Source organism: Bacillus swezeyi (genome assembly GCF_030908325.1).
GTDB lineage: Bacteria > Bacillota > Bacilli > Bacillales > Bacillaceae > Bacillus > Bacillus swezeyi.
Map to the genome: position 1 here is coordinate 2,445,363 of NZ_CP133085.1, position 18,363 is coordinate 2,463,725.

Annotated in this window: 21 protein-coding genes; 8 read left to right on the forward strand and 13 right to left on the reverse strand. The window is 44.7% G+C overall.

Annotated features, from left to right (window positions below; all coding sequences use genetic code 11):
* Window positions 1-513: 513 nt before the first annotated feature.
* Entirely contained in the window at window positions 514-699 is a 186-nt protein-coding gene (locus tag RBH91_RS11905) for a type Z 30S ribosomal protein S14 (protein ID WP_026587450.1), read from the forward strand.
* A gap of 318 nt (window positions 700-1,017) precedes the next feature.
* Here RBH91_RS11905 and RBH91_RS11910 read toward each other — a convergent pair whose 3' ends face one another.
* Both RBH91_RS11910 and RBH91_RS11915 read right to left on the reverse strand, forming a co-directional pair.
* Entirely contained in the window at window positions 1,018-3,684 is a 2,667-nt protein-coding gene (locus RBH91_RS11910; RefSeq protein ID WP_307891735.1) for a phosphoenolpyruvate synthase, read from the reverse strand.
* Complete coding sequence (locus tag RBH91_RS11915; protein ID WP_307891736.1) at window positions 3,681-4,883, reverse strand: YhgE/Pip domain-containing protein; 1,203 nt, start codon at window positions 4,881-4,883, stop codon at window positions 3,681-3,683. Before RBH91_RS11915 ends, RBH91_RS11910 begins: the two co-directional genes overlap by 4 nt.
* A 180-nt stretch (window positions 4,884-5,063) precedes the next feature.
* On the opposite strand from RBH91_RS11915, the gene RBH91_RS11920 reads away from it, so the two are divergent.
* From RBH91_RS11920 to RBH91_RS11930, 3 genes are all read left to right on the forward strand, one after another.
* Entirely contained in the window at window positions 5,064-5,666 is a 603-nt protein-coding gene (locus RBH91_RS11920) for a TetR/AcrR family transcriptional regulator (RefSeq protein ID WP_307891737.1), read from the forward strand.
* A gap of 93 nt (window positions 5,667-5,759) precedes the next feature.
* On the forward strand, window positions 5,760-5,885 hold the full coding sequence (locus tag RBH91_RS11925; RefSeq protein WP_076763713.1) for a biofilm-forming protein: 126 nt from the start codon (window positions 5,760-5,762) through the stop codon (window positions 5,883-5,885).
* A 24-nt stretch (window positions 5,886-5,909) separates the two neighbouring features.
* Window positions 5,910-6,365, forward strand: coding sequence for a YndM family protein (locus RBH91_RS11930; RefSeq protein WP_076763711.1), 456 nt, complete (start codon window positions 5,910-5,912; stop codon window positions 6,363-6,365).
* Between the two features lie 87 nt (window positions 6,366-6,452).
* Here the strand turns inward: RBH91_RS11930 and RBH91_RS11935 are convergent, their stop codons facing one another.
* Complete coding sequence (locus RBH91_RS11935) at window positions 6,453-6,635, reverse strand: hypothetical protein (protein ID WP_307891738.1); 183 nt, start codon at window positions 6,633-6,635, stop codon at window positions 6,453-6,455.
* Between the two features lie 114 nt (window positions 6,636-6,749).
* Here RBH91_RS11935 and RBH91_RS11940 point away from each other — a divergent pair, with 114 nt between their 5' ends.
* Window positions 6,750-7,268: a DinB family protein gene (locus RBH91_RS11940; protein ID WP_307891739.1), complete on the forward strand. Its 519-nt coding sequence runs from the start codon at window positions 6,750-6,752 to the stop codon at window positions 7,266-7,268.
* Window positions 7,269-7,310: 42 nt separating this feature from the next.
* Here RBH91_RS11940 and RBH91_RS11945 read toward each other — a convergent pair whose 3' ends face one another.
* The 5 genes from RBH91_RS11945 to RBH91_RS11965 all read right to left on the reverse strand — a co-directional run bounded on the left by RBH91_RS11945 (window position 7,311) and on the right by RBH91_RS11965 (window position 9,725).
* Window positions 7,311-7,937: an FMN-dependent NADH-azoreductase gene (locus RBH91_RS11945; RefSeq protein ID WP_076763707.1), complete on the reverse strand. Its 627-nt coding sequence runs from the start codon at window positions 7,935-7,937 to the stop codon at window positions 7,311-7,313.
* A 137-nt stretch (window positions 7,938-8,074) separates the two neighbouring features.
* Window positions 8,075-8,563, reverse strand: a complete 489-nt coding sequence (locus RBH91_RS11950; protein ID WP_307891740.1) for a TraR/DksA C4-type zinc finger protein — start codon at window positions 8,561-8,563, stop codon at window positions 8,075-8,077.
* A 112-nt stretch (window positions 8,564-8,675) separates the two neighbouring features.
* Window positions 8,676-9,020: a PH domain-containing protein gene (locus RBH91_RS11955; RefSeq protein WP_307891741.1), complete on the reverse strand. Its 345-nt coding sequence runs from the start codon at window positions 9,018-9,020 to the stop codon at window positions 8,676-8,678.
* A 297-nt stretch (window positions 9,021-9,317) separates the two neighbouring features.
* Window positions 9,318-9,467: a YozQ family protein gene (locus tag RBH91_RS11960; RefSeq protein ID WP_307891742.1), complete on the reverse strand. Its 150-nt coding sequence runs from the start codon at window positions 9,465-9,467 to the stop codon at window positions 9,318-9,320.
* Window positions 9,468-9,512: 45 nt separating this feature from the next.
* Window positions 9,513-9,725, reverse strand: coding sequence for a DUF6501 family protein (locus tag RBH91_RS11965; protein WP_076763694.1), 213 nt, complete (start codon window positions 9,723-9,725; stop codon window positions 9,513-9,515).
* A gap of 273 nt (window positions 9,726-9,998) precedes the next feature.
* On the opposite strand from RBH91_RS11965, the gene RBH91_RS11970 reads away from it, so the two are divergent.
* Entirely contained in the window at window positions 9,999-11,486 is a 1,488-nt protein-coding gene (locus RBH91_RS11970; protein WP_307891743.1) for an aldehyde dehydrogenase family protein, read from the forward strand.
* Between the two features lie 350 nt (window positions 11,487-11,836).
* On the opposite strand, the gene RBH91_RS11975 is transcribed toward RBH91_RS11970, so the two are convergent.
* The 4 genes from RBH91_RS11975 to RBH91_RS11990 all read right to left on the reverse strand — a co-directional run bounded on the left by RBH91_RS11975 (window position 11,837) and on the right by RBH91_RS11990 (window position 14,794).
* On the reverse strand, window positions 11,837-12,370 hold the full coding sequence (locus tag RBH91_RS11975) for a GNAT family N-acetyltransferase (RefSeq protein WP_307891744.1): 534 nt from the start codon (window positions 12,368-12,370) through the stop codon (window positions 11,837-11,839).
* Between the two features lie 17 nt (window positions 12,371-12,387).
* Window positions 12,388-12,798, reverse strand: coding sequence for a cytidine deaminase (locus RBH91_RS11980; protein WP_307891745.1), 411 nt, complete (start codon window positions 12,796-12,798; stop codon window positions 12,388-12,390).
* 125 nt (window positions 12,799-12,923) lie between these two features.
* Window positions 12,924-13,397 carry a FixH family protein gene (locus RBH91_RS11985; RefSeq protein WP_307891746.1) on the reverse strand — a complete coding sequence of 158 codons (474 nt, stop codon included), beginning with the start codon at window positions 13,395-13,397 and terminating at the stop codon, window positions 12,924-12,926.
* A 14-nt stretch (window positions 13,398-13,411) separates the two neighbouring features.
* On the reverse strand, window positions 13,412-14,794 hold the full coding sequence (locus tag RBH91_RS11990) for a PepSY-associated TM helix domain-containing protein (RefSeq protein ID WP_307891747.1): 1,383 nt from the start codon (window positions 14,792-14,794) through the stop codon (window positions 13,412-13,414).
* A gap of 217 nt (window positions 14,795-15,011) precedes the next feature.
* Between RBH91_RS11990 and RBH91_RS11995 the strand changes: the two genes are divergently transcribed.
* Together RBH91_RS11995 and RBH91_RS12000 are read left to right on the forward strand one after the other, a co-directional pair.
* Window positions 15,012-16,898 carry a terpene cyclase/mutase family protein gene (locus RBH91_RS11995; protein ID WP_307891748.1) on the forward strand — a complete coding sequence of 629 codons (1,887 nt, stop codon included), beginning with the start codon at window positions 15,012-15,014 and terminating at the stop codon, window positions 16,896-16,898.
* The gene (locus RBH91_RS12000; protein WP_307891749.1) at window positions 16,895-17,734 is read left to right on the forward strand and encodes a superoxide dismutase; all 840 of its coding nucleotides are present in this window, start codon (window positions 16,895-16,897) and stop codon (window positions 17,732-17,734) included. Before RBH91_RS11995 ends, RBH91_RS12000 begins: the two co-directional genes overlap by 4 nt.
* A gap of 72 nt (window positions 17,735-17,806) precedes the next feature.
* Here the strand turns inward: RBH91_RS12000 and RBH91_RS12005 are convergent, their stop codons facing one another.
* On the reverse strand, window positions 17,807-18,337 hold the full coding sequence (locus RBH91_RS12005) for a dihydrofolate reductase family protein (RefSeq protein WP_307891750.1): 531 nt from the start codon (window positions 18,335-18,337) through the stop codon (window positions 17,807-17,809).
* Between the last annotated feature and the right edge of the window lie 26 nt (window positions 18,338-18,363).

The following is an 18,363-nucleotide window of genomic DNA, read 5'->3' on the forward strand; positions in this document are numbered from 1 at the left end:
CCTCTAGTTCCTCCTCATATCATTTAGTCAAACAGAGTGTCAGAATGAATAGACAAAAAACGGTACGGAGTCGAATCAAGTTTCCTCTTGCTCCCCCCTTTCTCCACAAGTTAAGTATACAAATTTTTCTTCATATCATAATGATGCAAACCATTTATTTTCTGATCAATCGAAATCATCACAATCAAAGCGAGACAATATATTGGATGGTATAGATTGATCATCAAGACAAGGAAAATAGGTCTTTTTTGATAGATTTGGATACTGATAAGGGGATTTCTTGGCGGACATGGTCGACTCTTACGTTTTTCGGTCTTATTCATTCAGACATTTTTGCCGGATAAAAAACGATTTCAGTCTAACAAAGAAAAGTCGGTCTGCCAAATATTTTATGCAGCCGGACAGTTTCTTCAATATATTTACAAAAACAAACAAGTCTGTTATAATAAATTGTTTAAAGAAATCAAATACCTTTATTGATATAAATTAAAACCATAAAAGGAGGAAAAAACAATGGCTAAAACCGCAATGATCGTCAAACAAAAACGAGATCAAAAGTTTAAAGTGCGCGAATACACACGCTGTGAACGCTGCGGCAGACCGCATTCTGTAATTCGCAAGTTTAAGCTTTGCCGGATTTGCTTCCGCGAACTTGCCTATAAAGGCCAGATTCCCGGCGTGAAAAAAGCAAGCTGGTAATACAAGATTTAAGTCAGCCTGATTTTTGAGGCTGGCTTTTTTAGTTAGCCGAACTTTGTACTGCAGACCGGCAAACAGCCCCAAAACGGCATTCGCGGCGAGAAACAAATGGACGAGTCCATTTCTCCGCATCAAAGACATCAGGACAGGGATCACGGCCGCCGCAGCTTGGCCGCTGGAATCAAGGTTTTTCTAAGATAGCTGACCACAGAGCTCTAGGAAAGCTTCCCGCGGATTGCAGACAACCTGTGGGAAATGGCTGGGAACCGGGGATTGCACCATCGTATTGGCGGCCAACGCCGAAAAAGTCCTTTATACTCAGGTTCCATCGACTTCTAGAATTTGGACAAAACCATTCGTTCCATCCACTCTTATATAAGCGCCTTCCTTGATGATTTCAGTAGCTTTTTCAATTCCGACAACTGCCGGAATGCCATACTCCCTGGCGACAACCGAACCGTGGGTCATCATTCCGCCCACTTCCGTAATCAGCCCGACCGCTGACGTAAAGAGCGGCGTCCATCCGGGATCTGTATAAGGCGCCACTAAAATGTCACCCGGATTCAGCTTTGCATCCTCCAGTCTGGTGATGACTCTTGCTTTTCCTTCGATAACTCCTGCAGAAACCGGTGTACCTAAGAGCGCCCCTTCAGGACTTTTCGCATTGTGAAGTTTCCCTGTGATAACCTCCCCTTTACTCGTCATCACACGAGGGGATTTTAGTTTTTGATTTAGCTCATGCTGCCGTTTTCTTGTTTCTAAAATGGCTTGAATACATCCGATTTCACGGCTTTCTAACAATGCGATGAGTTCCTCCAAGGTAAAATAAAATACATCTGCCTCATCTTCTAGGATTCCTTTTTGAACAAGGCTCCGGGCTTCTTTTAAAATGGCTTTTTTATAGAGAAACATAAGCTGTACCAATGTGAACTTATGATGCTCGCGCATTCCCATTAGGCTGCGGTAGACGCGGACGAGCCGTGAAATGTATCTTTTTTGCGGGAAAGAAAATTGAGAAACGATCTCTCTTTCCGCCTGCTCCGCCTCCCTTTCACCTTGTTTGTATTTTTTTCTGTGGTCTCCCGCGCCGGCTGTTTGAATGTTGCTGAGGATCAAAGGTGCGAGCTGGGCGGGGTCTTCAGACCATCTCGGCTTTGTGATATCGATTTCTCCGACGCACCGCATCCCGTATCGTCCCATAAAATGGTCCAGCTTTTGTTTGAACGATGCACCTCCTGGAATCTCCGTCAGCCCTTCGGCAAAACCCGTGCTGTCTGCCTGCTGCAAATAGCGGATCACCTCAGGATGCCGCCTTGCCTGATCAGAGAGATCGCCCAGCGCCAGCCCCATTTCGGTTGTCACATTGTGAGGCAAAGATTTATACAATTTGCTTAGCAAAACCGTACTTTGTTCATCACCAACCTTGTTTTTTAGCTTTTTTTCGAGATATCCAGATGAAACCACTCCGGTTAAAAAATACACTGCAACTTTAAAAACCACATGAGGAAGCATATTTCCCATGTCTTGCTGAATCAGGCGAATCGTCTCTGCACCGGAAGTCTCCTTGAGTTTTTCGGCTGTTTCCCTGACGGTTCGTTCAATGAAGTACCCGGCTTGTTTTTCGGCTTTTCCCGGATCTTTGATATATAGGTTCCCGGCAACTTTTAAAGCTGCCGGAATGAAAATCGGCGCCAATGTTTTGGCTATGCCTAACACCTTCGGTTTCCGCATGGTTTGATGTATGAACTCTTCACGTTTCACGGCTTCAGACACAGCGGTTGCCATCAATTGATCCATACCATGTAATACCTTCAGCACCCTTTTTTGAATGGGTTTGATTGCAAGAGCGCCGGTAATATCAATAAAGGCCCTTCCCCCTGCCTCACGTGTAATGGACGGGTCTGTCGGGTCTTTCTTTAAAAAGTCGGGGATGCGGCTTAAAACGGATATGCCCAAAGGCTTCATCGAATCGGTCATCATTTGGATATAGCCGAGATTAATCAATACATGCAGCTTATCATCAGAGATAGATGGCACCGGATATAAAGATGTAATCGGCCGGCTTTGAAGAATATAAAGCCGGCCGTCGGCAAAAGCCCATTCAATGTCTTGCTCTTGCCCGTAATGGGCCTCGATTTTTTGGCCCAGCTTCGCCAGCTCGCAAATTTGTTCATCCGGCAGAGCCTGTAATTCTTGTTTTTCGTGAGGGAGTTCTTTCGTGACGGTGCCGCCTTCGGGTAAAGAATATATTGCCGCTTCTTTCTTTGAAATTTGTTTATGGATGATGTCCCCTGCCTGAATCTGATACAGATCAGCCGTGACCAATCCGGATACCAGGGCTTCTCCCAATCCGAAGCTGGCGTCGATGGAAATGGTTTTGCGGTGCCCTGTGATCGGATCGGCCGTGAACATAATACCGGAAACGTCGGGAAATACCATTTCTTGAACAACAACCGCAAGAAAAACGGTGCGATGGTCAAAACCGTTTTTCATCCGGTAGGAAATCGCCCTGTCAGTAAATAATGATGCCCAGCAATTTTGGACGGCTTTGAGAAGCTGCTCCGGTCCGCAGACATTCAAATAGGTATCCTGCTGTCCGGCAAATGAAGCCGTCGGCAAGTCCTCAGCCGTCGCACTGGAGCGGACGGCATAAGCTTTATCTTTGCCTGTTTGATTAAGAGCCTTTAAAATCGCCGCTTGAATTTCCTCAGGCATCGACATGAAAGCAAGATGTTCCCGAATGCGTTTCCCTATTAATCGAATCTGTTCTAAATCATCATATTTAAGAGAATCAAGCTGATCGAAGAGGCGGTCCATCTCCCTGCTGTTTTTGATAAACATACGGTAAGCAAATGTTGACACGCAAAAGCCATGGGGAACGGGCAAGCCCGCTTTTGTCATTTCCCCGAGATTTGCCCCTTTTCCACCGGCTTCAGACAATTGGTCTTTGTCAATTTCATGAAAGTTCAAGACATATTTTTTCATCTTGCTCCCCCCTCATATGAAATCCTTTCTCCTGCTTTCTTAGAGAGATTCCGGCGTTTCAAAACGGAAGCCAGCAGGACCAAAAAACTCACAGACGCGATCGACAGCAAAACTGTAACAGGCTGATTCATGCTCAAACCTTTATCAAAGAACAGCAGATCCCTGAGCCCTTCTGAGGCAAACCGCATCGGCAGCCAAGAGTAGAGCCAGTCGCGATATAAAGCCGGCATCAATTCAGGGGCCATTGTTAATAGCGGGGTTCCAAAGAAGAAAAGAAGACCGAACATTCCGGCTCCGGAAAATCCCACCCAAGCTGTTACGGCAGCAACCATTAAATAGAAACAGAAATAACAGACCGTGATAAACAATGCCGTATCATGAAATTGCGGAATGTTCATACCTACCCATTCACTGGCGATCCACACAAGGCCATAGCCGGCAGTGAACGCAAGCACGGCACCGATCAGTACTTGCAGCAGTCGAGACAAGAGCGCTTCGGTCCGGTTTGAGACTTGTATTTTTCTTACAGCTGTGAACATAAGCAGAGCACCTGCTATACTCGCCATCCAAAGCGGCTGAACCAATGAGACCGGTGCATTTCCATTTGAACTGTACGCTCCGGTTTCATTCACATTTTCTGTCTTTTTGCTGATGGGGGACGCCAATGCACCTGCCTGCTGCACATTGAGTGCCGCACCTTGCTTTTCAAGTGCTGCCAACGTATCTTCCCTGACACGTTGATTGATGTTTTCAACGATTTGATTCAACATTTGTCCTGCTGTATTCGCTGCCATTGTGTTTGCACCTTGGTTGATCAAGACCTTCACCTCAGCTCCAGCCGGGTGCGCTGTTAGAAATGATGATTGTTTTCGGCTGAAATTTTTTGGAATGATCAGTGCAGCATAATACTTTCGCTCGTTGAGCTCTTCACGCACGTTTTTCTCATTTTTGACTTCTATCCACTTGACCGCTGACTCTTCAGCTTGTTGGGAATTCTTTATTTGAAGAACAATGTCGGCTCCCACATTTATTTTTCCCTGTCCTGGCAATTCCACCCCCTGATCTTCATTTACGATGGCAATCGGCAGATTTTTCGGCGTTGGGTGAACGGATGGAATCAACGTAAGTGAAAAAACCATAGTCACCAGCAATACGATAAGCGGTGCCAGTATGACAAGTTTTTCTTTTCGTAATTTCATAAGACAAATCTCCTTCGCTGAATATAAATGAACATCGTGTTGATTAATGTTCGTTGTGTTTATTATAATGGAATAAAAGCAAAACTCAATGAACAAGAAATGAGGAAATGTTAATTACTCAACATCAAGATGAACATTGTTTATTTTTTAGGGAAATAACTGAATGGAAGGCTGATAAAAATGACAAAACAGACGGACAGAAGAATTAACCGTACAAAAAGGATGATCAGAGACGCTTTATCTGGGCTTATGGAAGAAAAAACGTTCGAGGAGATTACCGTCACAGATATTTCTCAGAAGGCGGATATCAACCGGGGCACATTTTATTTGCACTATCAAGATAAATACGATTTATTAGAACAAAGCGAAAGCGAAATCATCAAGGACATAAGGAACATCTCAAAACAATCGCTTCAATCCGTGAAAATATTGAATGGCTCTATCATCGATAAACCGCTTCCATTTGTAGTGAATATTTTTGAATACTTTAAAGAAAATGCAGTTTTTATGAAGGCGATTTTAGGTCCAAAAGGAACGGGTTCATTTCCGATTAAGTTCAAATCCGTTTTATCCGAAAACTTAAAGCGCATCAAAAAGACAATCAGGGCGGATACACTGGTGCCTGAAGAGTACCTGATCTCCTATATTGTAGGAGCCCATGTAAGCGTTCTTCAGCGGTGGCTGGCCAGCGGCATGAAAGAAACGCCTCATGAAATGGCGCTTATTTTATCAAAAATGACTGGAATGGGCCCTGCATATGCGGCTGGATTAAGAAAAAAATGAAAGGGGGATTTGATGCCCCCTTTTTCTTTTTGCAGTTATTTCGTATAAGAAATCAAAAACAATCCAAAATATAGTGAAAAAGGTGGTGAGATCATGCAGAAGAAAGGCATCCAAAACAGCAGTATCGAACAGCTTAAAAATGACCATGAAACAGAAAGCGCATTCCAGCAGAAACAAAAAAACAGCAAACAGGAGAAAAACGACAGGAATCTAAAATAAAGCTAAAAAGGTGGATTAAACTTTATGAAGCATGTTAGAGCATTGTGTTTCAAGTTCATTGTCAGCCTTGTTCTTTTATATGTCATTCTAACTCTGTTTTTTGGCGTTCCATTTGGCGATATGTTTGTCCTTACTTTATTCTTGGGAGTCATTTCCTACCTGATCGGTGACCTATTGCTGCTTCCGAGAACGAACAACACGACCGCGACAATGGGTGATTTCGGCCTTTCCCTTGTATTGATTTGGGCGATTCTTGCCATGCAGAATAATCCTCCCTATGCTTCGTTAGCTCTGGCTTCGATCATTTCAGCAGCAGGCGTCACGGTGTTCGAATTTTTCTTCCACCGCTATATGGCAGCCAATGTTTTGGGCGATACGGCAAACGAAAAACGGGAAAACACGGGTGCGTTACAATATCAAAACGAAGCATCAGAAGAACTTTATCCGGTTACCCCTTCAAAAAAACGCGACAAAGAATAAAGCAAAGAACCTGCCGCGAAAGGCAGGTTCTTTGTTTTACCACGCGGCAATGTCCTCGCTTCAGTTCCGCCTGCCAGGACGCCGTTTTCATGGCGGATGAATCACCTGCCCCCTTCCAAATGATCCGGAATCAAGCGCCCATTCGACCTGATGCCCCTTTTCTGACAGCGCACGGGCAATATGCTGGGGAACGGATGTTTCAAGCAGCACGCTTCTCCCTCCCTGCCATTGCCAGCGCGGATATGGGCAATGCAGCGGATAATATCTCATGTCTCCTCTCTTCCTGACATAACAGGTTCTCAATAAATGCAAATAAATTCTTCCTGTTAAAGGAAAACGAAGGTGTTTGGACGAACCTATTGTAAAAAAGGAGGAGGATAAAACATGAGGCACGATACACTAAAACATTTTGAATACCATAAATGGGCAAACCAAAAGGTGTTTGAACATCTTAAAAACCTGCCTGAAGAGCTGTTCACACAAGAGATCAAGAGCGTTTTTTCTTCTATTTCTGAAGTCGTCATTCATATGTGTGTCGCTGACGCGATGTGGCTAAAGGTTCTTTCCGGAGGCAGCTTCGAGCAATCAAAAAATTTAGCGATCCAGCTGAATCAAGAATTGAGAGGAAAAGGCATCGAAGGAATCACCGCTTTTTTTGAAGATACTGCGATTCAGTATCAAACATTTTTTGAAAGCCTTGAAGATCTCGATGCGGATTTTACGGTAGAACACCCTTCCTTCGGCCGGATGAAGACAAGCTACAGCGAGTTGATGAACCATGTGATCAACCACGGCACATATCATAGGGGCAACATTTCAGCAATGCTTAGACAATTGGGGCACGCCAGCGTTCCGACCGATTATGTCTTTTATTTATTAAACCTGAATGAGACGACTTCATAAAAAAACCCCCTGTTCTATCGATTTAGAACAGGGGGTTCCCTCTTAAAATTCAGCTGCTAGCTTTTTAGCTTCTGCTAAGCCGTTTTCAATGATTTTTTGCGCTTCGTCCGGAACAGCGTTGTGTCCTTCGATGACAACGGTATGCAAGTCTTGAACGCCGAAGAAGCCCATAACGGTTTTCATGTAGTTCAGCGACATTTCCATTGATGCCATCGGTCCTTCAGAATAGAAGCCTCCTCTTGCATTTAAAAGAGCAACCTTCTTATCTCCCATTAGCCCTTTAGGTCCTTCAGGAGTGTATGTAAACGTAACTCCTGCGCGTGACAAGTAGTCGATATAAGTGTGAAGCACCGCTGGAACCGCAAAGTTCCACAAAGGGAATGCAAAAACAACTTTATCGGCTTTGACAAACTCGTCTAAGTAACGGTCAGCAACAGATGCAGCTGCTTTCTCATCCTCGGTTAATTCCATGCCTTTTCCTGCTTTAAATGTGCCGTTAATGGCGTTTCTGCCCATGTACGGCGGGTTTTCATTGTAAAGATCAAGCTCTGCGATTTCATCATTTGGATGATTTTCTTTATAGCTGTTAAGAAATGCATCATATAGTTTGACAGATACGGCTTCTTCAGCTGTACGGTCATTTGCTTTAACAAATAATACTTTAGACATTTTGTTTTCCTCCCGTGCTAACGTTTTATTATTTACTTACAAATAGTATGTTACTTTCTTTTAAATAGAAAGTCAACTAATTTATTTTATCCCAAACTATTTTTCTATCATAAAAAAGCACCCTATTGTAAGGGTGCTTATGTTGAATCCTGCTCCTCATCAAGCCGCTCATAAGTATATGAGCGCTTTTGGTCCATGGTTTCGCTGTTTGTCAAATCCTGCATCTGCCGAGTAAATTGCTTGTCGTATCTTTCTGCATCTTCATTCCTTTTTTCTGTTTCAGCTTGAGCCTCTGCCGTTTTTCTTGCATATGGAAGAGCTTCAAGCCGCTCATAAGGTATTTCTTTGCCTGTTGCTTCACATATGCCATATGTGCCGTCCTCCATCCGCTTGAGGGCGTCTTCCACTTCTTCCAATCGATTCTTGTCCGTTTGCCGGAAGGTCTGATCTCTCATTCGTTCGGTATATACACCGGCGTGATCAGCCTGGTGATTGTCAACTCCGTTTGACAGTTCGCCTGATTCTTCCCTCATCGGCTGATCTGTTCCTCCCGTGCTAGACATGCTATGTTTTAAGTCGATTAATTGATGATAGAGCCGCTTTTTTTGTTCGTTTGTCAATGGCATGGCAGATCCTCCTCCTTTCTTTTTTCTTTCCCGATTTCTCCGGAGAAAAACCCGCCATTCCAAAATAAAAAGACCGTTCATTCGCGAGCAAGCGGTGAACAGCCTTTAATGTTTATGCACATAAGTATTTTGATAAAAGCGCTTGGATTTCAAGCATATCGGTATCCTTGGTAAATTCGAGGTCAAAGATTTTGCTGCTTGTCATCAGTGAAAGAGAGCTGTCGGGATTGAACATGCTGATTTCCCTGATCGCAAAGCCTTCAATTGATTTGTAAGGAAGAAAGACGCGGACTTTCTTTTTTGTAAACAATTTATTGTCGAAAAAAATAACCCGCTTATTGGTAAAACAAATTTGATCAATTCTTAACCTGCATACAGATTCAATTTTTTCTCCTTCAATCAGCAGCGGTTCAAATTTTTTTCCGTCTGCAGTCTTGCTAGCTGAAAAAACGCCCAATCAAAACCCCTCTTTCTACATGTCCAAATTTATGTTTATGCACAAGGCAAAGTATGCTGTCAGCTACTAATAAGAATACGACAACCCTGTTTGATAAACAATTACGAGCAGATTACATTTCTTTAACTCTCTATGTTTGTTTTTTCTATTCATTTATACGCTCGCTGGACAAGATAAGTTTCATCTTTTTATCTGTTTTTTCGGATATTTTCGATAAACTTCACGTTTTTAAGAAATCGTTTTCATATAAAATGATAAAAAACACCCGCAGAAAGATTTCTCCTCCTGCGGGCCTTTTTACCGGTCTTCGTCTTCTATCGTGCCTTCCATATACGTGTCAGACGCCTGCTCTTCTGCCACAGCGATTCCTTCCGATTTGGTCATCCGGCTTTCTTCGCCTTGAAGATGTCCTTCATGAGAGCCTCGGTTTTTTTCACCTGCATTCACCATCTCCTTCGTGATCATCTTTATTATTGATGATCTTTGGGAGAATCATTTAGCATTTGTTTCTTCAAAGTATTCTTTGTAATAGCCGCCCACTTTATTTGTATTATCGATGATGAACAAAAACTCTTCCGTCTCATTTTTGACTTCATATGTTTTTCCGACGGTCAGTGCCCTGTTGACAATGTATTTTTTCGCATCGGTATGAACGCATTTTACTTTTTTTATGGTTTGATTGCTCTGCCATTTTTCATGAATCATGTTGATGTCCCCTTTTCAAAAAACGATGTATAGTTTCCATTGTAGCGTTTTTTGGCTGGAATGCAATGTCAGTTGTCAGTTTGCCGCCCGGCCGAAATGCAAATGAATATTGATTTCATTTCATCCCCTGTTATAGAATGATGGTGTATGGTTCCAAAATCAGAAATATATCCCTCTTCTGTCAGCGCAATGAACAAACCACAAGATAAACCACCAGCAAGAAAAACTCACAAGAAGACAGACCAAAATTTTGAAGGAGGTTTGTTTAAAAACATGAGTTCTTTAACAATGCAGGTCAGTAAGAAGCTGGAGTCATTTTTGCAGGGAACGAAAAAGCTTTACATTAACGGGGAATTTGTGGCAAGTGCTTCGAACAAAACGTTTGACACCCCGAACCCGGCTACGGGAGCAACACTTGCGACATTGTATGAAGCAGGTCCCGAAGATGTCGACAAAGCTGTAAAAGCTGCAAGAGAAGCCTTTGATCACGGGGCATGGCGGACCATGAATCCGGCCGAAAGAAGCAGGGTCATGTACAAACTCGCCGATCTGATGGAGGAACATAAACATGAGCTGGCTCAGCTTGAAACGCTTGATAACGGAAAACCGATCAGTGAAACGACTGCCGGGGACATTCCGTTGTCGATAGAACATATGCGTTATTACGCAGGCTGGGCGACGAAAATAACCGGACAAACAATTCCTGTCAACGGACCTTATTTTAATTATACCCGGCATGAGCCTGTTGGAGTTGTCGGTCAAATCATCCCTTGGAACTTTCCGCTCTTAATGGCGATGTGGAAAATGGGCGCTGCCCTGGCGGCCGGATGTACGATCGTCTTAAAGCCAGCTGAACAGACTCCTCTTTCCGCACTGTATTTGGCAGAGCTGATCGATGAGGCAGGTTTTCCGAAAGGCGTCATTAACATCATCCCGGGCTTCGGTGAAACCGCGGGAGAAGCTCTTACTGATCATGACCTTGTAGACAAACTGGCATTTACAGGATCTACTGAAATCGGCAAAAAAATTATGGAGAAAGCGTCAAAAACCGTGAAACGGGTCACCCTTGAACTCGGCGGAAAATCGCCGAACATCATACTGCCTGATGCCGACCTAAAGAAAGCGATTCCGGGAGCATTAACCGGCGTCATGTTTAATCAGGGGCAGGTATGCTCTGCCGGTTCGCGCGTCTTCATCCATAAAGACCATTACGACAAAGTGGTAGATGAAATGGTCTCTTACTCCAAATCCCTTCGCCAAGGTGCAGGGCTTCATGAAGGGACACAAATGGGACCGCTCGTCAGCAAAGACCAGCATGAACGGGTGCTTTCCTATATTGAGAAAGGGCGCCAGGAAGGAGCAAAAGTCGCCGCCGGCGGAACATGTCCTTATGAAGAGGGATACTTTGTCTCTCCGACCGTGTTTACAAATGTCGAAGATGACATGACGATTGCACAAGAAGAGATTTTCGGCCCTGTCTTGGCAGCGATCCCTTATGAAACGGTTGACGAAGTCATTGAACGCGCCAACCGGACGGAATATGGGCTTGCCGCTGGTGTTTGGACGGAAAACCTGAAAAACGCCCATTATATCGCTGACCGGCTTCAAGCAGGCACCGTTTGGGTCAACTGCTACAACGCCTTTGACGCTGCATCTCCATTCGGCGGTTATAAACAGTCAGGCCTCGGCCGCGAGATGGGCTCATACGCTTTGGATAATTATACAGAAGTGAAAAGCGTCTGGATTCATGTCGGCCAGTAATTTAATACAGTGATTTGAGAAAGCTCCAGACTGCAAGCTGACGACGATATTCAAGCGGCGTCAGCTTGTTTCGTTTTCTTCTCGCTTTCTCGTCGTTATCAAGACAAGTTCTCCAATCATTGAGAGGGTCAGCTGATTTGCTCCGATACGAATTGCTTATAACCCATGGGATGTTATCTGATAACGCCATCACAGAAATGATCGACGATATTTTTTTACCGCTTGTCCGTTAACTATCATCGCACTACTTAAAAGAACCTCTTCTTCATTCCTCATCCGCAGGAAAACACTGTTCCCAAATTTACAGTTCTTTAGCATCCGTGTTTTCTGCATCCTCCTAAACCAATCACTTATGTTCCGGGCTCTTCATATTCGTGTTTCAGCATCCCCATGATGATTTCATCTGAATATCGACCGTTCATATGAAGAGCCTGTCTCAGCGTTCCTTCCTTTTTAAAGCCGGCTTTTTCGTATACTTTCACGGCGCGGATATTATGCGAAAACACTTCGAGCTGGAGCCGGTTTAATTGTAGCTCCTCAAAAACAAACCGCTGGACCAGTTGTACGGCTTCAGTGCCGTATCCCTTGTTGAAATGGTCTGTGCTGTGCAGCGCAATTCTGAATCCTGCTTTCCGGTTGAACCGGTCAATTTCCAAAATCGACAAATCGCCGATCAGCTCATCGCGGTCCAGCAAACAAATCGCGAAATCAAACCGTGTATCATCACTGGTGATCCGCTCGTAATGTTCATATAATTCGTCCATCGTAAAGACACGTTTTGTTCCGGTCATATACCTGATATCTTCATCGTGGACAGCCTTGTAAAAGCTCTCCATATCTTCTTTCCTGACGGGTCTTAAGTAAACGGTGCGACCTTTTTGCATATGCCCCCTTCCTTTCATCACGATTCAGTTTCCTGATATGCAGCAGACCAATGAAACGGCTGAATGTCTTTCAATGCTTTAAAGACAAGGCCGCCGGCTGGGGCGGTAACAGCCGCTTTCACCTCAGGCCCCCAGTAAAAAAGTCTTTCCTGACATACCCCGCATGGCGTTAGCACTTTATATACTGAATGTTCATCATCTCTTACGACGCAAATGGAATGCGTGATCCTCGTATCCAGCTTGTGCGCCTCTAAGATGGCGCCTGTTTCAATGCATAATTCTGTTGAAGCGTTGATAACTTCCGGTGCAACGCTCGTCAGAATTCTTTCATCTTCCGTATACATCGCGGCCGCTCCGCCCCATCCGGATGGATACCGCTTTTTTATCAATTCGACAGCAGCGTTATAAAGCTTCTTTTCAATCTTCATTCTGACACATCCCCTGGCAAATGCTTAATTTGAATCTTCCTTTTTACGATACCCCATTTTTGGGATGAAGGTAAATGACGATTTTCATAGAAAACAGCCCCCGGACATTACTCCGTGCGCCTGATTTAATGATGATGCTCGCGGCCGCTTTCATCATCTTTTTTGTGTCCATCAAGGGATTCGATTTCTTGATGAGATACATCTCCCACAATCACCCGTTTAATCGGCATCACACGCATATCGCCTGCTTTTGCATGGACTTGAATATCATAAACGCCATTTTCATGAAATATTGTTTCGGCGCTGTAGATGCCCTTTCCTTCGTGTTTGGCCGCGATTTCGCCAATCTGTTCGCCGCTGGCTGCTTTTGATATGGCAAATACGGCTTGATCCGCGCTTTTCAAAGCCTTGCTTCCTTGCGCCAGCTTAATCTTCAAGGTTGTTTTATGATGGGGATCAATCTCCTTAGGCAGGAGAAATTCAGTGCTGATCACTCTCGGCGGAACTTCTTCTTGATAGGATTTGCTTTGTGTAGCCGAGCAGGCAGACAATAAAAACACCAGAACCAGGCTCAGAACCCCCGCAAAACTCTTATTCATTTCTTCACCTCCCGTTACGCGCTGAAAAAGGACTTCAAGGCGGATACCCGCCTGATGACGAAGTGTTCCAACAGCCAGACCACGATCAGCGAAAGGCCGACCAGCGGAAAGAACAGGCCAAAAAAGAGCATGCTCCCGGCCAGGTACTTCATTGATTTTTTGTTTTTGGGAGCTGGCGGCGCTCCCAGTCCGCTTTTTGGTTTTCGTTTACGCCACAATATGAAGCCGCTCACTGAGACTCCGACGATGCCGATACAAATTGCCAAACCGATTAGCTGATTGATGAAGCCGAATTGGCTTCCTTTATGCAAAGTGATCCCCATCGCGATGATTTTCCCTAAAGCCCCGTAATCCTGGAAACGATAATCGGCCAATACACCGCCTGTATACTGGTCAATATGAACAGTAGCTTCATCCTGAGCGCGCGGAGAAAATACCGACAGTGAATAAACACCCTTTGCATCCTGTGGAAAAAAGACATTGTAGCCCGGGTGCACATTTCTTTCCTCTGCAATTCTGACAGCATCATCAATTGATATTTTCATATCTTTTTGCCGCCGGGATTCGGGAACCGCCATATGTTCAGCTGCCCAAGGAACATCGGCCACTTCTTTTGCCGTTACATCTGAAACAGGCTTTTCCCCTATCCAAATCGAAGGGGGATACCCGATTCCTGAATTTGTGGCGAGGTGCTGGACAGTATTTCCCCACAAGCCCGACCACGGCAGTCCCGTGATAATGAGAAAAAACATCCCGGCTGACAGCCAGAAAGCAGGAACAGCATGCAGGTCCCTCCATAATATTTTCTTTCCCTTTGAAAGGCGCGACAGCAAAATTCCGCGCAGCTTTCCGCTTTTTCTCGGCCACCATAAATAGATCCCCGTGATGATAAGAATTATGGACCAGCATGCCGCTAATTCAACAATTCTGTCGCCGATCACACCCGCCATTAACTCTCCGTGAAGCGCTTCAAGCTGATTCATGAACTTTTCATTATCGTCGAGCTTCCCCATCACTTTTCCAGAGTAGGGGTTCACATATACGGTATAAGTCGAATCACCGGCTGCAATTCCGACTTCGGAAGAACGGGAAGCATGTTCTCCCGGTCTGTACCTGACAACTTTTCCATCAGGGTAGCTGGTTGCGGCCACGGCCGTTTGCTGCTCTGGAGACAGCTTCTCCTTCTGCGGTTTCACATGATAGTAATCATGATAAATCAGTTCTTCGATCTGAGGTTTAAATAGATAGATTCCCCCTGTGACGGCCAGCAAGACCAAAAAAGGTGCAATGATTAAACCGGCGTAAAAATGCCACCTCCATAAAGTTTGGTAGATTGTTGGATTAAAACGCTTACCCGCGTCGGCTGATGATGGCGGTTTGCTGTTAGCTTCATTCATCCAGACCGTTCCTCCTTATAAGCATCTCATTACATATAAGGATAGCGGGTTTTTAAAGCAGGAAGCAATATCACAGTGTTGTAAATTGTGAAATTATGATGAATTATCACACCTTCTCTCACCACTCTCCAGTTTCTTAAAATCCCCTTGCAGCATTGTCCCGTATGCATGATACATATTTCCGCCGAATACATTGGTACGAAGGAGATGAAAAGGAATGCATTCTTTGCTGGAGGATGTCAAAGCTTTCAGGCAAAAGGTGGTGGCAGAGCTTCAAAACAGACAGAAGCCGGACGGATCTTGGCGATTTTGTTTTGAAGGACCGGTGATGACAAACAGCTTTTTCATTCTTTTGCTGACTTCTCTCAGAGATCATGACTCCTCGCTTATCACAAGTCTTGCCAAACGAATCCGGTCAAAGCAAAACGAAGATGGAACGTTTCGGAATTATCCTGATGAAGCGAAGGGCAATTTAACCGCGACTGTACAGGGCTACACCGGGATGCTCGCTTCAGGGCTATACAGCCGAAACGACCCGCATATGCAGAAAGCAGCAGCTTTCATCAGATCCGAAGGCGGATTAAAACATGTCCACTTTATGACAAAATGGATGCTTGCCGCAAATGGACTTTATCCTTGGCCGAGGCTGTATATTCCGCTCTCATTTTTAATGATCCCTCCCTATTTCCCGCTGCATTTTTACCATTTTAGTGCTTATGCAAGAATTCATTTTGTCCCGATGGCCATCACGTTAAATCGAAAATTCGCCTTAAAAAACAAACAGGTCGGTTCACTTCACCACTTGGATGAAAACATGTCGAAAAACCCTTTAGAGTGGCTCAGCATCGATTCCTTAAATGAAAGAAACTTTTATTCTATCAATCTGCAATGGAAAGAACTCTTAAGATGGCCGGCTTATCTTCATCAGCTCGGGTTCGAGGCGGGGAGGAAATATATGCTGGACCGGATTGAAGAGGACGGAACACTGTACAGCTATGCAAGTGCGACGATATTCATGATTTACAGCCTGCTGGCAATGGGAATTTCAAAAAACGCTCCTGTCATCAGAAAAGCAATTACAGGCATTAAACACCTGATTACTCCATGCGGCGGTGACGGCCTTTATTTAGAAAATTCAACGTCAACCGTCTGGGATACGGCATTGTTGAGCTATGCGATGCAAGAAGCAGGGCTTTCGAAAAAAAGCTCGGCTATCTCAGCCGCATCTGACTACTTACAAAAACGACAGCATATAAAAAAGGCGGACTGGGCCGTCTTCAATCCTCATGCAAGGCCTGGCGGCTGGGGTTTTTCACATATGAATACAAACAATCCCGATTTAGACGATACGGCCGCTGCATTAAAAGCGATTCCGTCCCAAAACCGTCCTGCCGACTGGAAGCGCGGGCTCTCCTGGCTTTTATCGATGCAAAACAGAGATGGAGGATTTGCAGCCTTTGAAAAAAACGTCAACCACCCTTTCATTCGATACCTGCCGATCGAATCAGCGGCTGAAGCAGCGGTTGATCCGTCAACAGCAGATCTGACCGGCCGCGTTCTTCATCTGCTCGGAATCAAAGCGGGGTTTACAGAAGATCATCCGGCTGTCAAACGCGCCCTCGGATGGCTTTTCCGCAGCCAGGAAGAGAACGGGGCATGGTACGGCCGCTGGGGCGTCTGCTATATATACGGAACATGGGCGGCGCTGACCGGAATGAAAGCGGTCGGCGTCCGCAGGGAACACCCAGCTGTAAAAAAAGCAATTGCATGGCTTCAATCCATTCAGCTTGATGATGGAAGCTGGGGAGAATCATGTAAAAGCTGTGAGTTGAAAACCTTTGCACCTCTTGCTTATGGAACCGCAGTTCAAACAGCATGGGCTCTTGAGGCTTTGCTGCAATATGAAGCTCCTGACGAACAGCTGATTCAAAAAGGGTTCCGTTTTCTCATCGATGACCGCCATCAGTCTAAACACTTTGATTATCCGACAGGCATCGGACTTCCAAAACAATTTTATATTCGCTATCACAGTTATCCTTTTGTGTTTTCATTGCTTGCTTCAAGCGCCTTTATTAAAAAAATGGAAATGAGGGAGAAACATTGAATCGAGAAGTATATAAAGAAGAATTAGCATCCTGGGCCAAGGACATAAAAAATCAGGTAAAACACGACGCTTCTTTAGAAAGCCGTTTAGAAGAACTCTTTCGTTCATTAGATGATCCTGATGCCAGTGAACAGGAGTGGTATGAACAAGCGGAAGCCGTGTATCAAGAAATTGGACGCCGTGCATCTCCAGACCATCAGCAGTACAGGATAGTGCCGATCGGGGGCCATCGTCTGCCAAAGCTGCCCTACTCATACTCGGCCCTTGAACCTTATATTTCAAAAGAAATTATGTTTCTGCACCATACAAAACATCACCAAAGCTATGTCGACGGTCTGAATAAAGCTGAGCGGGAGCTGCAAAAGGCGCGGCAGACAAAACAGTTTCAGCTTGTGAATCATTGGGAAAGAGAGCTTGCATTCCACGGAGCCGGACACTATTTGCACACGATTTTTTGGTATGCGATGCACCCCAAAGGCAAAAGAAGACCGACAGGTGAACTGCTGGAGATGATCAACCGCTCTTTCGGCAGCTATTCTGCATTTAAAGAACAGTTTTCTGAAGCAGCAAAAAATGTGGAAGGCGTCGGCTGGGCCATTCTTGTCTGGGCCCCTCGTTCACACCGTTTGGAAATCCTGATCGCCGAAAAGCATCAGCTCATGAGCCAGTGGGACGTGATCCCTCTTCTTCCGCTCGACGTATGGGAACATGCTTACTATCTTCAATATAAAAATGAAAAAGCCAAATATGTTGATAATTGGTGGAATGTCGTTGACTGGAGAGAGCCGGAAAGACGCTTTGCTGCAGCAAAGCGCGTTCAATGGGAGCCTTTCTAAGCAAAAAGAGTATGGTTGAATAAGCGGACTTCAACATGTTGAAGTCCTGTTCTGTTTCAATGGGCGGAGGACTTATCTTAATTGATAGTGCAATTCAGCAAATTGTTGATAACGTCGAACATCAACCAGCTTTAATTTATTCTCCAAATCCCCTGATATAAATAATGGGATTCCCCGCCCGATAATCGATGGTGCAATTTGAATCACAAACTCATCAACAAGCTTTTCCTGAAGAAGCGGATGGAGCACTTCCCCTCCGCCTACAACCCAAATCCGCTTCCCCTCTTTTCCTTTCAAGGATTTACTGAAATCGGCAATATCCCCGTTGATGAAATTTACATATTCAGTAGATCCTGTCAATGTACGCGAAAAAACATAACACTGCTTATCCTGATACGGAAATTCTTGCGGCGAGAGAATCAAGATTTGATCGTAAGTCTTTCTGCCCATTAGTATAGTATCCACCGATTCATAGAAGTCTGAATAACCCGTGTCTTCTTCGCCTTCAGTCCCAATTAACCAATCCAATGAATGATTCTCACGCGCAATGTAGCCATCTACACTTATCGCTCCGTAAAATGTCAGTTTTCTCTGATGACTCATATCTCCATCCTCCACAATATAAAATT